Source organism: Microbacterium bandirmense (assembly GCF_037204185.1).
Classification (GTDB): domain Bacteria; phylum Actinomycetota; class Actinomycetes; order Actinomycetales; family Microbacteriaceae; genus Microbacterium; species Microbacterium bandirmense.
Genome location: NZ_JBBDGM010000005.1, coordinates 222,734 through 238,815, shown reverse-complemented (window position 1 = coordinate 238,815; position 16,082 = coordinate 222,734). Strand labels below are relative to the sequence as shown.

Below are 16,082 nucleotides of genomic sequence, written 5' to 3'. Positions count from 1 at the left end.
AGAGCCAGTGACGCCGCAGCGCACGACCGTAGTCCCGAAGCTCCATCACACTCCCATCCCCATTGTGTTGATCATACGCGGATGCCGCTGCGCGCCAGCCGGCGCGCAGCGGTGTGTGATACGGGCTTCGCCTTCACAGCGCGGTCGCGCGCACGCGTGTCACGCCGATGGGCCCACCAGTCGTCGGCATCCGGATTCCGCGCCCGTTCGTATGCTTGCGCGCCCAGGCAGATGCCCGCGATCAGGAAGGGAGTGGACACCTGTACCGCCACCCAGAACAGGTCGAACTGTGCCTGCACGATGCGGGCCAGCACGACGCCGAAGGCGAGCATTCCGAATCTCGGATTCACGCGCCAGAGCACGATGATCACTCCCACCCACATGATCGCGAATCCGAGCAGACCGACAAGGCCTGCCGAGGCGACCACCTCGACCTCGGCCTGCGGAGGCTGGAAGTTGGCCGTAGGGTGCACGTACCAATACCGCAGCCCGTGGCCGAAAATCGGCTCGTGCTTCCACAGGGCGTAGACCTCGCGTAACCAGTCGAGGCGCTGATAGACAGAGTTGAACTTGTTCTGCGACTCGACCTGCTCGATCACGCTCTGCACCACCAAGAAGATCCCGGGCACAGCCAACGCAACCGCGAGCAGAATGTGCTTCGCGGCTCCCTGGCGCAGGGTGTAGATGAGCAGCGCGACGACAAGGCCGATCGCCGCCTGACGCGACTGCGTCAGCACCATCGCGGCGACGAAGACCCAGAACGCGAGCCGCATCCACCGCCGTGACAACCTGGCCCAGTCGGGGTTGACATATGCGATGAAAGCGCAGAAAGCCAGCGTCGTTCCCGCGGCGTTCTTGTGTTGCGGCCATGGCCAGGTCGGATACACCGCGCCGAAGAAGTCGCCATGCAGCCATTGCCCGATTGCGGTGAAGAATGTTCCCAGTGCATACACTGCTGCCATCAGCAACAGCAGAGTAAGCGCCAGCCGTGCCTTGCCCGCACGACCGATCGCCCAGCCGACTATCAGTGCGCCTGAGACCAGAAGCCAGGCGTGGAACCATTCGATCGTGTTGGCAGCGAACGGATTGACGATCACCGTGAACAAGGTGGCGAACTGGTAGATCGCGTTGAGCCAGAGCAGCGCCCTCATTGGTGGGCTGTAGTCTCTGTTGCCGAGCAGAATCGCGACACCGAAGGCGACGGCGAGTGCGGCGTCCGACACGGTCAGCCCACCCGGCACGATGCCCACGCGCGCTGCGATCACGATCGCCGGCGTCGCCATCAGGGCGATGGCGAGCGGCTCTGAGCGGGTGAGCACGGCGCCGACGACGAGGCCGGCCAGCACGCACGCGGTGACGAAGTCGGCCCCGGCGGCCCGATCGAGCAGAAGGTACGTGGCCGCGGCGACGCCGAGGGCGATGAGCGTCCAGCGCCACAGGCCCGCCCACAGGTCAGGAGCGGCTGCCCGCAGGCGCGCAAGAGCATTCATCGGCACCGCCACCCCCTTCGGATGCTTGATTATCTCATCGCATCGCTGATTGCACCCGGGCGAATGTCCGAACGGATGGCGACGGCGTTCGGAGGCTCCGCACATCGCGTCATATGATCTGCAACATGAGCGTGCTGGCCGTGAGCGTGGTGATTCCCGCATTCAACACGCCCGCTGAGTTCCTGTGCGAAGCCGCACTGTCGGCCGCTGAGCAGACGCCGCCCCCGCTCGAGGTGATCGTGGTCGACGACGGGTCGACACGCCCTCTGACCGTGCCTGCCCATCCGCTGATACGTGTCGTGCGGCAGTCAAACCAAGGACCAAGCGCGGCGCGAAACCGCGGTATCCGTGAAGCACGCGGCGAGCTGGTGGCGTTCTTAGACGCCGATGACCTCTGGCATCCCGGTAAATTGGCGGCGCAGACCGCGGCAATGCGTGATCCCGACGTCGGCCTGTGCTCTTGCGACTTCGATGTGCTGGATGCTGATGGCACGATCCGCGACGGCTGGGGCGGCCACGGCGGCGACTACCGACAACTGCTGAGAGGCAACAGCGTGCACACCTCCGGTGTCATGGTGCGCAGGGCTCGGATCGTCGAGGTCGGTGGGTTCGACGAGTCGCTCACCCACAGTGAGGAGTGGGGTACTTGGTTGGACATCGCTCGCCACGGCCGTCTGACACATGTGCCGAGGGTGCTGGTGCGTTATCGACTACATGAGCAGAACGCCAGCCGCGACTACCGGCGGATGTGGATAGGCGCTGCCCGAGTGCTGTGGAGACACCGCGCGGCCTTCCCGTGGCGTGGATTCCGACGGATCGGGCAGATCTACGGAGCTCAGGCCTTCGACGCGTTTCGTGCCTCTCACCACCCCGGCGACTTGACCTGGGCGATGTCACTGTGGCCCGGCTACGTCATCCGACAGGCATGGCGCCGAGTTGCCGTTCACCGGCAGTGACGCCCGTCGGAGTAGCGTGCGGATCTGCCCACCCAGCCGCACGGCAACGACTCAGAGTGCGTCGAGCACCGCGCGTAGGTTTCCCCACGCCCAATCCCAGCTCCGTGTCTCGGAGCGCGCACGGGCAGCCAGCCCCAGGCGCGTACGCTCGTCGGTTGATTCGAGCAGGCGGCGCAGAGCTGCAGCGAGCGCGATCGGGTCGTCCGGCGGTACCAAGACACCGGCGTCTCCGACGACCTGCGGGATTCCGCCGACTGCACTTGCTATCACCGGTAATCCAGTCGCCATGCCTTCGCCGATCGTGAGTCCGCTGGGCTCCGGCCAGCGAGATGGCACGACGAGCACATCCGATTGTCGGTACAGGTTCGGCACGTCGGGCCGAAGGGTGAAAGGCAGGAATTCGACGCTGGGCGCCATGCGCGCTGCAAGTCGTCTCAATTCGGTCTCATGCGCGGACAGCACGGCGTGCGGATCGAAACCCTGGCTACCGACAACGCGCACCGTGATCTCATCGGCGCGGAACTCGGCGGCGGCCCTCAGCAGTACGTCAGCACCCTTATCGGCGATGACGCGGCCCACGAACAGGACCCGCAGCGGTCCGGCGGGCCGGGGATCGAGTGACGGCCGGAACTGCGTCGTGTCAACGGCGTTCTCGACGACGCGCACCCGGTCGCGCAGAACTCGCGGCAGCAGTGCGCGCGTCTCGGTGGCGAGGGCATCACTGACACACACGATCCTCTTCACGGAACTGAGCGCACCGGCGATCTCACTACGTGCATAGGTGCGCAGCAGCTGATTGTGCATGTACAGCACGACGTCGTGGTCGGTGTGCCCGAGCAGATGCGGCATCAGCGGCGCGTTGTGGGCGATGACGACAGCCGGAGGTTCGCGTTCAAGCCGGGCCGCGATCGGCTCGAAGTAGTCAAGCGTCGCCCGCCGCGCTCGGCCGAGCCTTGCCCGCAGCATGTCGAGCCGCTGCTGTCGCACTGTGGGCCGCGCGATTCCGCGATATTCGAGCACCTCTGCGCTGTCGTACCGGGGCTGATAGGTGGAGTCGTCAACCACGACCGCGTGCCGTGGGTCGCCAGCTCGCAAAGCCGCCGCCGCAAGCCCATGAACGACGGTTGGCACGGCGGACCCTGTGCGCGGCGAGTAATGATCGCCCGGAGTGATCGTGTGGATCACTCCCCGCAAATCGACCATGCCCGCCATACTCTGTCCCCTCGTGCCTCCACGCTCCGAACACTAGCGGAGGGACCGCGATCTGAACCACGGCCGGGTGATGGCCCCGCAGCAGCCGGTTGATGGCGCGATCGCCCGCAACGTGCCGATCCATCCCGCTGGTCATCTGGCTACCGGCGTCGGCCGCCTCGAAGGTGACCGACATCGTGTTTCCGGCGGGCGCGCTATGTCAGCGAGCGTGCCGATATCTCGCTGACGACGACGCACCCGGTGTGACGGCCGACGCACCCGGCCCTTCACTCACAGACACGGGCGTGGGAGACCCCTACGCCATCAGCTTGTCGAGTAGCGAATACCCCGCGGGAACCTCACTGACCCGGATGCCGGGGCCCCATTCCTTCCACGTCGCATCGACGATCACGCTCGCGGCAGCGACAGCAGCGGCGCGCTCGGGCGACGCCGCACCACCATAGGCACCCTGGTGCACCACTCGTCCGCCCCGCGGTGCGCGTTCCAGGAGCGGCCGGCTGACGCGAAGCGCCCTCGCCACGGACATCGTGTTGATCTCCCACGCCCGCTGCCACGCCGCGTCGTCGATCTCAGAAGCGTGCGAACTGCGCGAGGTGTCAGAATCCGCGAGCAGCGCCAGCATGTCAATACCGCCGAAGTCGCGCACCGCGGTCTCCACAGCGCGCGCGAGCACCTGCGTGTCGCTCACGTCACCGGCCACGAACCGCCACCCGATGCTCTTCCCTGCGGTCGAGACAGCCGAGTCGTCATCGACCCCGACGACAGCTGCCCCCGCGGCGAGCAGGCCCTGAACGAGCGCACTCCCCCGTTCCGATCCGGCACCGATGACCAGCGCGACCTCGCCACCGAGTGGCAGCCGGGTGCGCTTGGCGAGCTTGGCCTGCTCAAGAGACCAGTACTCGATGTCGAACGTGCTCGGCTCGTCGAGTGACATGTACCCGCCCAGCGCATCGGCGCGTTCGACGACGTCGATGGTGTGGAGGGCGATGTCGTGCGCTACGTTGATCGCGTCGGCCGTGTCTCCGGCGACGAGCATGCCGAGCTCCGGGTCGAGGATGATGCGCGGCGCCGGATCGAGGGCGGTCACCGGGGTGGTTGCCCGATCCCGATTACGTGCGAAGTACGCCTCGTATTCCGCTGCGTACGCGGCGACGTCGCGCCCGACGAGCGGCGCCCGCTTCGTGTACAGCACATGCTCGGGTGTCGCCGTGCCGCGTGACGATGCCTCGGCGATGTCGTTCCGCCGTGCGTACGCGGCCGCTTTGCCCGACCCGGATTGTTGAACGATCAGTGGTCGCCCAGCCACGCGCGATACATCGGCACGCAGCGCGGCCAACGTCAGCAAGTCGCCGTCACGTGTGGCCTCGCCACCGTCCGCACCCCAGGAACGCGCCCCAAGCGCCTCCGTCGCACGACCGACGAGATCGAGGTGGCGCGCGAGCGTCTCGTCTGGGTCTTCACCGAAGGTGAACAGCCCGTGGTTGCTCAGCACGATCGCATCGACGCCCGAAACGTCTGTCTGCGCGACCAGGCGCGCCAGCGCGAAGCCCGGCAGCACGTATGGCAGCACGAGCACGCGCTCCCCCAGCACATCGGCGATCGCGGCCGGCGCCACGTCACGGTTGGTCAGTGCGACGATCGCATCGGCATGGCTGTGCAGCACGACGCGGCCGGGCAGGTACCCGTGCAGCAATGCCTCGATCGATGCGGTCGGTGCCGCAGCATCCAACGACGCCTGCCGAAGCTCGTTCACCATCGTCGGATCGTCGAGCTTCTCGAGCTGCAGCAGTTCCCCGAGACGCTCCCGCCGCAGCGGTGCGAAACCGGCGGCCTCGATCGTCGCGAGGTTCCACCCGCTGCCTTTGACGAAGATGAGCTCGACGTCGTCACCGGTCACGTCCAAGCCGGTGGTCTTGATGGAGGTGTTCCCTCCGCCGTGGAGCACGAGCGACGGATCGGCTCCCATCGCGCGACTCACGCGCACGATGTCTGCGAGCGCCGTCTCCGTCTCGGATCCATACGATGCGTTCATTCCTCTTCCTCCAATTACTTCACACTGCCCTGTGTCAGCCCACCCACGAGCCACTTCTGCAGGAACATCGCCATCAGGTACACCGGAATGAGCCCGGCCAGGCTCGCCGCCGCCATCTGACCGAACATGACCTCGCGCCCGCCCTGCATCAGCGCGATGCCGACCGGTAGCGTCTGCGAATCGACGCTCTGCGTGAGCAGCAACGGGATGAGAAAGTCGTTGTACACGAGAATGAACACGATGATCGCCACCGCGACCAGTCCGGGCGCGACGAGCGGCAGGATCACCGACCACAAGGTCCGCAGCGGGCCGCACCCGTCGAGTTGCGCCGCTTCATCGATCTCCTCCGGAATGGCTCGGAAGAAGCTGTCGAGCAACCACACCGCGACCGGGGTGAGCAGCAGCCCCTCCACGACGCCCAGTCCGACCACCGAGTCCATGAGCCCTGCAGTGCGTACGAGCAAAAACAGCGGGATGATCGCGACCACGGGCGGGGCGACGTACGCCGAGACGATGAGGCCGAGCACCTGGGTACCGCCGGCGCGCAGACGTGCGATCGCGTAGTTCGCCGGCACCGAGATCACGAGCGCCACCGCAACGGCGATGAGCCCTGTGCCGACGGAATTGCGCAGGTAGGTCAGCACCGGCCAGTTGTTGAACGCCTGCACCCAGTTCTCGAAGGCAAGCCTCGAGGGCAGTATGCGGGTGGAAAGGATGTCGTCGGGACTCTTGAACGACATCGCGAGCATGTACAGGATAGGCAGCGCCGCCAGCGCGATCGCGACGACGATGACCGTCCATTTGACCGCCTTCACCATGCGCGATTGCGGTCCCGGGCGCGATGCCGCGTGACGCTCCGGCCGGCGACGACGACGCGACGCGGTGACGACGACGCTCGTCGGCGCGTCTTCGACGGGCCCTGAGCCCTTCAACGTCATGAATGCCATGTGCTTTAACCTTCCCGATGCATCCGCTGCCGCACGGCGTTGAGCGGCACGACGATGAGGGTTACGAGGATGAGGAACGCGATGGTCTGCGCGGCGGCCGCCCCCACATCGAACGTCTGCAGCGCCGTGCGATAGATCTGGTAGCTGCTGACCGTGGTGTCGAATCCTGGCCCGCCACTGGTCATGATGAACACGAGATCGAAGACCTTGAACGACACGACGAGCTTCAGCAGCAGCACGGTGACGAGCCCCGGCAGCACCAGAGGGAACGTGATCCGCCAGAACGTCTGCCAGATGCCCGCGCCGTCAATCTGCGACGCCTCGTACACTTCGGAGGGCAGAGTCTGCAGGGCTGCGTACACGAGAAGCACGCAGAACGGCGCCCACTGCCACGCGTCCACGAGCGTGAGCGAGATCATCGCAGCCGGGCTTGACCCGAGGAAGAGGAACGACTCGGTCGATCCGAAAGACTGACCGATGTTGTTGAACAGTCCTCCGGTCGGAGCGAGGATCAGCTTCCAGATCACGGCGGCCATCACCGGCGGTGTCATCAGTGGAAGCAGCAGCAGCACACGGATGACGCGGCCAGACTTCACCGCGGCATCCAGAGCCAACGCGACCACTAGGCCGGCGATCAGCGCGATGACTGCCGAGGGGAAGGCGAAGATCAACGACCTGCCGAGGGACGGGAGCGTGACCCCGTCCCCCAGCAGCGAAGCGAAGTTCTCCAGTCCCACCCATTCTGAGAACGGCCGCCCGAGGGAGCTCTTCGAGAAGGAAGCCGCGATGATGTAGACCAGCGGGTAGACCGCGATGACGGTCACGGCGAGGATGGCCGGCGACAGAAGCGCACGGCCGGTCCACCGCATGTGTCGGCCCGTGCGGGCGTTGGCAGCGTCCTTTGACATGAAGAGCTCCTTCGGGCGGGTGAGGGTGGTCGGCCTTACAGCTTCTGCCAGGCATCCCAGGTCTGCTGCATGGCCTCTTCAGCCGTGAGGCTTCCCTGCAGCATCAGTGCGAGGTTGTCGCTGAGCGACTGGATCATCTCGGGCGCCTGCGGCGACGTCGGCCACGACTGGGCGTTGGGCAGCACCTGCGCGGCGACTTCGGAGACCGCCGGGGCAAACTCCTTGTACTTCGCGCTCTCCAGCGTCGACGTGCGGATCGGGTCGACTCCGGAACCGGTGGTCGTGATGAGCTGCTCGTTGGTCTCCTTCGACGAGGCGAATGCGACGAACTGCTTCGCGAGATCCTCGTCGCCGGCGTTCGGGCTGATGCCCATCGCCCACCCGGCGTTCAGAGCGCCCGACACCGACCCCTCGGGGCCGACGGGAAGCGGGGCGACGTCCCACTTGTCGACGATCTTCGACTGCTCCGGGTCCTGGGCGAACACGCCGAGGTCCGTCCAGAACTCGATCATGCCCACGGAGCCGGCGAGGAACTGCGGCAGCGCCTGCTCGAAGCCGATCTCCAGGGGGCTCGGCAGTGCGTAGGGCTCTGCGTCGAGCATCGACTGTGCGGCGGCGACCGCGACGTCGGTGTTCAGTTGCGGCATCTGCGAGTCGATGGCGTCGGGCGACATTGTGGCGAGACGGTTGAAGAACGTCGAGCCGATGTTGAACGCGCTCTTCGAGCCGAGCAGAGCTGAGCCGTACACGCCGTTCGCGGACTCCGCCTCGGTGATGGTCTTAGCCACAGTGACGTATTCGTCCCACGTCGTGGGCACTTCGACGTTGTTCCGCTCGAAGATCTCCTTGTTGTAGAAGAGCACGTGCGTGTCGCCGTCGATGGGTAGACCGTACGTCTGGTCATCGAATTGCGTGTACGGGCCGAAGATCGCGTCGATGAAGTCAGACGAGTCTATTTCGGCGTCGCTTTCGACCCAGTCGGTGATGTCCTGCAGGGCGCCGGCCTCAGCGAGTGCACCTACCGAGGTGTACCAGTACTGGATGACGTCGTAGTTGTTGGTGCCCGACTGTGCGTCGAGGATCGCCTTGGTCTGGATCTGGTCGTAAGGCACGACCTCGACTTCGACGCTGACCCCGGTCTGATCCTCGAACTCTGCCTCGAGGATCTTGCCGGCGCCTTCCTGCGGGGCTGCGATCAGAACCTTGAGGCTCTGTTCACCGTCGCCGGAGGACGACGAGTTGCCTCCGCCGCCGGAGCAGCCGGCGAGCATCAGGCCTGCGACGGCAGACGTGGCGATGACGGCCGCCGCGCGGCGGCCCCGGTGATCGAATGAGTTGCTGCGTTGCATCCTCATGGGGATTTCCTTTCGGTAGTACTTCAGAGGGTCTGTGATGTCGTCGCGCCGGGCGGCGTGAACAGGGGCGGCAGGTCTTGGCCAGAGATCGACATGACGTCGTCGTAGATGCGATGCCAGCGCTCTCTCACCTCGCGGTAGGTCTCGCGGGTGCTCTCGTCGACGGCGACGATCCGGTCGGGTTCACTCATCGTCGGCAGGTCGGCGCCGACACCTTGGGCTGCGAGGCGCGCTGCGCCGTACGCGGTGGCTTCGGGGGCGGGTGTCACGCGGGTTTCGAGTCCGGTGAACCCGGCGATGATGTTCGGCCATAGCGCGCCTGCGCTCGATCCGCCGGTGAACGTGACGTGTCCGACGGCCGTCGCGGCGCCGCCGGTGAGCGACGAGAGGATGTCGAGGTGCGAGGCCGCGACGATGGCCGCCGACTCCTCAATGGCGCGGACAAAAGCCCCGCGCGACGAGCCGGCGGAGTCGTTGATGTCGAACCCGGTGAACGTGGGGGCGGCGTGCCGCCAGGCGTCAGCCTGCATGGTGTTCGCCATGGCGGCGACGATTCCGTTCGCGCCGACCGGTACGTCGGCGGCCCAGCTCTCCATGATGTCGAAGGCAGACCGGCCGTTCGCGGCGGCTTCGGCGACGGCATCCGGGCAGAAGGCGTCGCGGAACCATCGCATGGCGAGTCCGGAGAGGAAGCCGATCCCCTCCATCATCCAGGCGCCGTCGTCGACGTGGCAGAGCGTCCGCAGGCGCCGCTTCGGGTCAACCAGCGGCTCGGAGAGCACCGCGGTGGTCTGCCAGAAGGTGCCAGCCACGATAGTGGGCAGGCCTTCGCGGGCGCCGATGCCGTGCAGGGCGAGCTGGGTGTCCGCTCCCCCGGTGACGACGGGCGTGCCCACGGCGAGCCCGGTCGCGGCGGCGGCCTCGGAGGTGACGCGTCCGACGATCTGCCCGCACTCGGCGACGCTGGGCAGGATACCGCGGTCGATGCCGACGGCCGAGGCGAGTTCTGCCGACCAGTCGCGGGCGCTGAGGTCGAACAGGGCTGAGCTCGACCCGCAGGTGGGTTCGGTGACGAACTCGCCGGTGAGGCGGGTGGTGACCCAGTCGCTGAGCATCCCGAGGTGGCGGGTTCTTGCGAGGATGTCGGCCTGGTGCCGGGCGATCCAGCGCAGGCGGGCGGGCGCGGTGATCGAAACCCAGTCACCGCCGATGCGGTAGATGTCGTCGGCGACGCCCTCGGCGACGAGATCGTCGGCCTCGGCGCGGGCGCGCCCGTCGGTGTTGGGGCAGGCCCACAGTTCGGTGCCGTCGGCGTCGTAGAGAACGAAGCCCTCGCGCATGCTGGAGGCGGCAACGGATGCCACGGGGCGACCGTCGAGCGCGGCGACGACATCGGCGATCGCTGCGCTGATGGCGTGCCAGCCACCGGTGGTGTCGAATACGGTTCCGCCCGGGTGCCCTGGGACGGCGGCATGGGTCCATTCGTGTGCGGCGCGGGCGACCAGAGTGCCGTCGGCATCGAAGGCGAGGGCCCGAGCTGATCCGGTGCCAGCATCGATTGCGAGGTAGACGGGGGTCATCGTTCCCACCGAAGGGGCTTGTCGTCGATGTATGCCTGGATCTCGGATGCGAGCATCTCCGCTCCGCGCACCAGGGTCTCCTGGGTGGCGCCGGCGAGATGCGGGGTGAGGATGAGGTTCGGCTGAGCGACGAGGTCGCGCCACGGCCCGTCGGGCTCGTTCACGTCGAGAGCGATGCCGGCGAGGTTCCCGCTGGTGAGTGCGTCGAGCATGGCCTGCTCGTCGACGAGCGATTCACGGGCGGTGTTGATGAGGAACGAGCCGGGACGCATGAGCCCGATCTCGCGTGCGCCGATCATGTGGCGGTTCTCTGCGGTGGCTCGTGCGTGCAGGCTGACGACGTCGCTCTGGGCGAGCATCTCGTCGAGGTCGCTGACGACGGTGACGTCGTCGACGGTCGACGCGTCGACGTAGGGGTCGAAGGCGAGCACCTGAGCGCCGAGTGCGAGCGCGCGAGCGGCGACGAGCCGGGCGACGTTGCCGTAGCCAACGAGTCCGACACGCAGACTGCTGATCTCGCGGCCGAACCAGCGGGCACCCTCGAACGTCGATTCAGCGAGCGGGCGGCCGTCGGCGACGCGCTTGTCGACGTCGCGCAGGGATGCCGGCACGTTCCTGATCATCGAGATGAGGAAGCCGATGGTGAGGTCTGCAACGGCTTCGGCATTCTTGCCCGGGGTGGTGGTGACGCGCACTCCGCGTTCTTTGGCTGCGGCCAGATCGACGTTGACGGGACCGCCGCGAGCGCAGCCGAGCAGCTTCAGGTCGGGGAGTGCTGCGAGCACGTCGGCGGTGATCGGCGCCGCGTGGAACGCAATGACGTCGTAGCCGCGTGCGATCTGCGCAATCTCGGCGGGGTCGCCCTCGAACTCGGCGATAACCGACGTGTCGCTCGTGGGCGGCGCGATCGTCACCGTAGCGGCGTCGAAGCTCAAGCCGCGCTGCTCGAAGGCGGGGGCGAAGATCTCTGCCTTCATGTAACTGTCGCCGATGACGAGGATGCGGGGGTCGGTCATGCCTGTGCTCCTAGAGATGAGGTCGAGGTCCCGTTCGGGGCGGAGTCTGTGATGCTGGTGGGGCGGCGAACGTCGTGGAATGAGGTCGGGTAGCGGCCGGATGCCGACTCGCTGGAGATTCCCGCGGCGTCGAACCCGGTATCGACGCTGACGCGCAGCCGGTCGGTGCGCACAGATGCACGCGAGACGTCGATGGGTTCGCCGCTCTGGTCGTACGCGACGGCTTCGACGACGACGATCGGATGCCCGGGCTCGACGCCGAGCAGCGAGCCGAGCGTACGATCGGCGATCGCCGCCTCGATGGTGCGGTGCATGCGTGCTATGCGTGCGCCGGTGACTCGGGTGATGCTGGCGTAGAGGCTGGCGTGCGGGTCGCGGAGGTCAGGCAGGATGCCGCTGAATCGGCTGGGCATGTAGTTGATGACGTGCACAGCGACGCGGTTGCTGACAGCGCGAACGCGTTCGAGCACCAAGCCGAGGCCGTTCGAGTCTTCTTCACGTCCGCCGACGACTGCGGCCGCCCAAGAGGGAAGAGGTTCGATCCCGCCGCGCAGGACCTCGGAGCTGAGGGTGCTGCGGCCACCCTCGCTGTACTCGCCGAGTAGGCTCGGCGCCGAGGGCAAAGTCCAGGCGGAGGGGCCGGTGGGGCGTTCGACGAAGGCACCCTTGCCCTGCTGCCGTGAGATCAGGCCAGCGCTCTCGAGTCGCGCAAGCGCTTCGCGGATCGACGTACGCGAAGCATCGAAGTGCTCGCGCAACTCGGATTCGCTGGGGAGCCGGTCCCCGGGCTTCCAGGTGCCGTCGGCGATCTTCACTTCGAGCGCGCGCATGATCTGCAACCAGATCGGTGCGTTGGACGCGCGGTCCAGAGACGGAAGCTGCAACATCGAAGTCCTCGGGTGGCTCGGCGCCGAGGGTTCCCGGCGACTTGTATCAAGCCTGAGCCATCACTTGTATTCCCTGTAGAGACAAGTGCGAAAGATTTCGTGCACGCACAGTGAGAAACTGGTTATGTTACCTGACCTGGGATTACTGCACCAGCGTCGATTAAGTCACCGCCTGAGATGCGTCGCGCTCCCTCGCGGTCCGATGCCTGTATCAGGACAAGTGTGCGCAGACTGAGTGTGCCACGATTCCGAATTCCTCCGATATCGGCCGCCCCGTGGACCGCGTTCTGCACGCTTGCATTCGATCGCCGAGACCCCGTCTACGCGTCGAACCCCCTCGACTGGACATCCATTCGAGGGGGTTCGGCGCTGACAGGGGTCTCGGCGCTGCGCGCCGCCGACGTACGAGCGCGCGAGCGCGGTTACCGCGCCCTGCCTCGGGCAGCGGGTCACCTCTATGGATGCCGCGGCTACAGCAGTCTCACCCGCTCTTGTCTACCCTCCAGATCGTGCCCACACACCGTCTGCCCTTCTTCGCGATCGTGGCGCGCGTGCTGATCGTGCCGTACGCAGTGGGACTCGCACTGAATCGTTCCGCACCCTGCGCACCAGCCTGCAATACGTCGACGTCGAGGGCGGCCATCGGATGTTCGTGATCTCAAGCACCGATCCGGTGAGTACTCGTGACTGCTGAGCACAGTTCCTGCACACCTATCACGGTTTCGCACTTATCCACATCCGCTGGGCATAGGCCTCCTCAGAAGCGGGTGAATCGCATACGGTCGGTGGCATGCCCACAACGATCGAGGCAGAATGAGAGGTATGTACATGTCCGCCGAGCTGATTGCGATCTTGAGCTGCTTCGCGACGCTCGGCATCGGCATGTTCGCCGGTTTCGCCTGGGCCGTGCGGCGGAGCGATTCCTCCATCGAAAGACTTGATACGAAGCTCAGCACGCGCATCGACGCCGTCGGCGCTGAAGTCACCGAGGTGAAAATCGCTGTCGCCCGACTCGAGGGACCGCCACGACACCTGCTCAGTGCCCGCTGAAACGCAAGAAGGCGGCCACCACTCCGGTGACCGCCTTCTTCGTTGTTCAGTTCAGAGCGCGAGGTGCTTGCGCACGACCTCGGCGAGTGACTCGGCGTGGGCGTTGGCGGTCTCAGCATCCGCTGCTTCGACCATCACGCGCACGAGCGGCTCGGTGCCCGACTTGCGCAGCAGCACGCGGCCGGTGGCGCCCAGCTCGGTCTCGACCGACTTGACCGCCTCCTGCACGAGCGCGTGGTCGCGCACAGCATCCTTGTCGACGTCCTTGACGTTGATCATCACCTGCGGATACACCGTCATGATCGACGCGAGCTCGGCCAGGCTCTTGCGCTGGCGCGCCATCTCGGCGACCAGGTGCAGTCCGGTGAGCAGCCCGTCACCGGTGGTGGCGAAGTCGCTCATGATGACGTGACCCGACTGCTCGCCGCCGAGCGAGTAGCCGCCGGCGTTCATGTCTTCGAGCACGTAGCGGTCGCCGACGGCGGTCTTGCGCACGGTGATGCCCTGCTCGCCCATGGCGATGTGCAGGCCGAGGTTGCTCATGACGGTCGCGACGAGCGTGTCGTCGTGGAGCTTGCCGCGGTTCTTCATCGCCACAGCGAGGATGGCCATGATCTGGTCGCCGTCGATGATGTTGCCGTCGGCGTCGACGGCCAGGCAGCGGTCGGCGTCGCCGTCGTGGGCGATGCCCACGTCGGCGCCGACGCGCACGACCTCGGCGGCCAGCTTGTCGAGGTGGGTGGATCCGACGCCGTCGTTGATGTTGAGTCCGTCGGGGTCGGCCCCGATGACGGTCACCTTGGCGCCCGCGTTGCGGAACACCTCGGGGGATGCCCCGGATGCCGCGCCGTTTGCGCAGTCGAGCACGACATGGATGCCGTCGAGTCGGTGTGGCAGGGAGGCCAGCAGGTGCATGACGTAGCGATCTTCAGCATCCGAGAATCGCTGGACGCGACCCACGTCGCCACCTGTCGGCTGCAGCTTGGTGCCCGCCACCATGGTCTCTTCGATGCGCTGCTCGACCTCGTCGGGCAGCTTCACTCCCCCGCGGGCGAAGATCTTGATGCCGTTGTCGGGAGCGGGGTTGTGCGAGGCCGAGATCATGACGCCGAAGTCGGCGTCGATGTCGGAGATCAGGAAGGCCGCTGCCGGGGTGGGCAGCGTGCCGGCATCCAGCACATCCACGCCTGACGAGGCGAGACCCGCCTCGACGGCGGCGCTGAGGAAGTGACCGGAGATCCGCGGGTCGCGGGCGACCACGGCGGTGAGCCGTTTGCCGGCGGCGCGACGCGCGTCGGCGATACGGCCCTGGCCCAGGACGACAGCAGTCGCCTGGGCCAGGGTGAGCGCGAGCTCGGCGGTGAGGGGGCCGTTGGCCAGCCCCCGCACGCCGTCGGTACCGAACAGTGCCATTGAAGGAACTGCGTGGATCAGCGCTTGGAGTACTGAGGAGCCTTGCGGGCCTTCTTGAGACCAGCCTTCTTGCGCTCGATGATGCGTGCGTCGCGCGAGAGGAAGCCGGCCTTCTTGAGGGTCGGGCGGTTGTTCTCGACGTCGATGTTGTTCAGCGCACGAGCGATGCCGAGGCGCAGCGCGCCGGCCTGGCCCGAGTCGCCGCCACCCGAGATGCGTGCGATGACGTCGTACGCACCCGTGAGGTTCAGCACCGTGAACGGGTCGGTGATCAGCTGCTGGTGCAGCTTGTTCGGGAAGTAGTCCTCAAGCGTACGGCCGTTGACCGTGATGGTGCCCGAACCGGGAACCAGACGCACGCGGGCGATGGCCTGCTTGCGACGGCCCACGGCAGCGCCGGGAACCGAGAGCACGGGGCGGGGAGCCGACTCCGTCGCCTCGACCTCAGGGCTCGAGGTGGAGAAGTTCTGGGGGAATTCGGTGGTGTCCTGGATTTCAGCCACGAGTATGTCCTTTGAAATCTGAGGGGCGCTTACTGGGCGACCTGGTCGAGGGTGTACGGCGTGGGCTGCTGTGCGGCGTGCGGGTGCTCGGCACCTGCGTAGACCTTGAGCTTCGACAGCTGCTGGCGACCCAGGGTGTTCTTCGGGAGCATGCCACGGACGGCCTTCTCCACGGCGCGAACCGGGTTCTTCTCGAGCAGCTCGGCGTAGGAGACAGCCTTGAGCCCGCCCGGGTAACCCGAGTGGCGGTAGGCCATCTTCTTCTGGAGCTTCTGCCCCGTGAGGGCGACCTTGTCGGCGTTGACGATGACGACGAAGTCGCCGGTGTCGACGTGGGGTGCGAAGGTCGGCTTGTGCTTGCCACGCAGGATTGCTGCTGCGTGCGAAGCCAGGCGGCCGAGAACGACGTCGGTGGCGTCGATGACGATCCAGTCACGCTGGACCTGCCCGGACTTCGGGGTGAATGTGCGCGTCACGATAGTGCTGCTTTCATTGATTCGAACGGAGAGGTTCGTGAATCCCACTCCGGGGTGGGTTTCGCCTCAGCGAAACACGCGCCAGTGGAGGGCTCACGTTCGTCGTGCCGGACGTCCAAACGAGTCGGATGCCAGGCACCAAAGGGTTAGCTTACAGCATCCGAGTGCGTGTTGCCGAACTCTGGGCGGCTTGGGGGCTGGGTCTGGGGTCTGGGGGCTGGGGGGTCTGGGGGCTGGGGGTGCAAGTGTGCCACCTG

14 protein-coding genes are annotated in these 16,082 nt (G+C 66.5%); 2 read left to right on the top strand and 12 right to left on the bottom strand.

Annotated elements, in window-relative coordinates; translation table 11 throughout:
• Positions 1–71 precede the first annotated feature (71 nt).
• Positions 72–1,502: an O-antigen ligase family protein gene (locus WDU99_RS07925; RefSeq protein WP_337331906.1), complete on the bottom strand. Its 1,431-nt coding sequence runs from the start codon at positions 1,500–1,502 to the stop codon at positions 72–74.
• A gap of 113 nt (positions 1,503–1,615) precedes the next feature.
• On the opposite strand from WDU99_RS07925, the gene WDU99_RS07920 reads away from it, so the two are divergent.
• Positions 1,616–2,446, top strand: a complete 831-nt coding sequence (locus WDU99_RS07920; RefSeq protein WP_337331905.1) for a glycosyltransferase family 2 protein — start codon at positions 1,616–1,618, stop codon at positions 2,444–2,446.
• A 51-nt stretch (positions 2,447–2,497) separates the two neighbouring features.
• Here WDU99_RS07920 and WDU99_RS07915 read toward each other — a convergent pair whose 3' ends face one another.
• The 8 genes from WDU99_RS07915 to WDU99_RS07880 all read right to left on the bottom strand — a co-directional run bounded on the left by WDU99_RS07915 (position 2,498) and on the right by WDU99_RS07880 (position 12,326).
• Positions 2,498–3,649: a glycosyltransferase family 4 protein gene (locus tag WDU99_RS07915; protein WP_337331904.1), complete on the bottom strand. Its 1,152-nt coding sequence runs from the start codon at positions 3,647–3,649 to the stop codon at positions 2,498–2,500.
• 304 nt (positions 3,650–3,953) lie between these two features.
• Positions 3,954–5,690 (bottom strand): SDR family NAD(P)-dependent oxidoreductase, encoded by a 1,737-nt coding sequence (locus tag WDU99_RS07910; protein WP_337331903.1) that lies wholly within the window; start codon positions 5,688–5,690, stop codon positions 3,954–3,956.
• Positions 5,691–5,704: 14 nt separating this feature from the next.
• Positions 5,705–6,637 carry a carbohydrate ABC transporter permease gene (locus tag WDU99_RS07905; RefSeq protein ID WP_337331902.1) on the bottom strand — a complete coding sequence of 311 codons (933 nt, stop codon included), beginning with the start codon at positions 6,635–6,637 and terminating at the stop codon, positions 5,705–5,707.
• Between the two features lie 5 nt (positions 6,638–6,642).
• Positions 6,643–7,545: a carbohydrate ABC transporter permease gene (locus tag WDU99_RS07900; RefSeq protein WP_337331901.1), complete on the bottom strand. Its 903-nt coding sequence runs from the start codon at positions 7,543–7,545 to the stop codon at positions 6,643–6,645.
• A gap of 35 nt (positions 7,546–7,580) precedes the next feature.
• On the bottom strand, positions 7,581–8,900 hold the full coding sequence (locus WDU99_RS07895) for an ABC transporter substrate-binding protein (protein WP_337331900.1): 1,320 nt from the start codon (positions 8,898–8,900) through the stop codon (positions 7,581–7,583).
• Positions 8,901–8,923: 23 nt separating this feature from the next.
• Positions 8,924–10,480 (bottom strand): FGGY family carbohydrate kinase, encoded by a 1,557-nt coding sequence (locus tag WDU99_RS07890; RefSeq protein WP_337331899.1) that lies wholly within the window; start codon positions 10,478–10,480, stop codon positions 8,924–8,926.
• Positions 10,477–11,496 carry an NAD(P)-dependent oxidoreductase gene (locus WDU99_RS07885; RefSeq protein WP_337331898.1) on the bottom strand — a complete coding sequence of 340 codons (1,020 nt, stop codon included), beginning with the start codon at positions 11,494–11,496 and terminating at the stop codon, positions 10,477–10,479. Before WDU99_RS07885 ends, WDU99_RS07890 begins: the two co-directional genes overlap by 4 nt.
• Positions 11,493–12,326 (bottom strand): GntR family transcriptional regulator, encoded by an 834-nt coding sequence (locus WDU99_RS07880; protein ID WP_337331897.1) that lies wholly within the window; start codon positions 12,324–12,326, stop codon positions 11,493–11,495. The genes WDU99_RS07885 and WDU99_RS07880 overlap by 4 nt, the downstream gene beginning before the upstream one ends.
• 879 nt (positions 12,327–13,205) lie before the next feature.
• Here WDU99_RS07880 and WDU99_RS07875 point away from each other — a divergent pair.
• Complete coding sequence (locus WDU99_RS07875; RefSeq protein ID WP_337331896.1) at positions 13,206–13,433, top strand: hypothetical protein; 228 nt, start codon at positions 13,206–13,208, stop codon at positions 13,431–13,433.
• A 51-nt stretch (positions 13,434–13,484) separates the two neighbouring features.
• Here the strand turns inward: WDU99_RS07875 and glmM are convergent, their stop codons facing one another.
• From glmM to rplM, 3 genes are read right to left on the bottom strand one after another with little or no spacing between them, the layout of a single operon-like run.
• Positions 13,485–14,846, bottom strand: coding sequence for a phosphoglucosamine mutase (gene glmM, locus WDU99_RS07870; RefSeq protein WP_337331895.1), 1,362 nt, complete (start codon positions 14,844–14,846; stop codon positions 13,485–13,487).
• Positions 14,847–14,863: 17 nt separating this feature from the next.
• On the bottom strand, positions 14,864–15,349 hold the full coding sequence (gene rpsI, locus WDU99_RS07865) for a 30S ribosomal protein S9 (RefSeq protein ID WP_337331894.1): 486 nt from the start codon (positions 15,347–15,349) through the stop codon (positions 14,864–14,866).
• A gap of 29 nt (positions 15,350–15,378) precedes the next feature.
• Positions 15,379–15,825 (bottom strand): 50S ribosomal protein L13, encoded by a 447-nt coding sequence (gene rplM, locus WDU99_RS07860; RefSeq protein WP_337331893.1) that lies wholly within the window; start codon positions 15,823–15,825, stop codon positions 15,379–15,381.
• Positions 15,826–16,082 lie beyond the last annotated feature (257 nt).

What these genes read in the sequence shown, in the direction of transcription:
- WDU99_RS07920 (WP_337331905.1), top strand. Translation starts at nt 1,616, where the DNA reads ATGAGCGTGCTGGCCGTGAGCGTGGTGATTCCCGCATTCAACACGCCC.
- WDU99_RS07905 (WP_337331902.1), bottom strand. Translation starts at nt 6,637, where the DNA reads ATGGCATTCATGACGTTGAAGGGCTCAGGGCCCGTCGAAGACGCGCCG.
- WDU99_RS07915 (WP_337331904.1), bottom strand. Translation starts at nt 3,649, where the DNA reads ATGGTCGATTTGCGGGGAGTGATCCACACGATCACTCCGGGCGATCAT.
- WDU99_RS07885 (WP_337331898.1), bottom strand. Translation starts at nt 11,496, where the DNA reads ATGACCGACCCCCGCATCCTCGTCATCGGCGACAGTTACATGAAGGCA.
- WDU99_RS07875 (WP_337331896.1), top strand. Translation starts at nt 13,206, where the DNA reads ATGTACATGTCCGCCGAGCTGATTGCGATCTTGAGCTGCTTCGCGACG.
- glmM (WP_337331895.1), bottom strand. Translation starts at nt 14,846, where the DNA reads ATGGCACTGTTCGGTACCGACGGCGTGCGGGGGCTGGCCAACGGCCCC.
- WDU99_RS07880 (WP_337331897.1), bottom strand. Translation starts at nt 12,326, where the DNA reads ATGCGCGCGCTCGAAGTGAAGATCGCCGACGGCACCTGGAAGCCCGGG.
- WDU99_RS07900 (WP_337331901.1), bottom strand. Translation starts at nt 7,545, where the DNA reads ATGTCAAAGGACGCTGCCAACGCCCGCACGGGCCGACACATGCGGTGG.
- WDU99_RS07890 (WP_337331899.1), bottom strand. Translation starts at nt 10,480, where the DNA reads ATGACCCCCGTCTACCTCGCAATCGATGCTGGCACCGGATCAGCTCGG.
- WDU99_RS07895 (WP_337331900.1), bottom strand. Translation starts at nt 8,900, where the DNA reads ATGAGGATGCAACGCAGCAACTCATTCGATCACCGGGGCCGCCGCGCG.
- WDU99_RS07910 (WP_337331903.1), bottom strand. Translation starts at nt 5,690, where the DNA reads ATGAACGCATCGTATGGATCCGAGACGGAGACGGCGCTCGCAGACATC.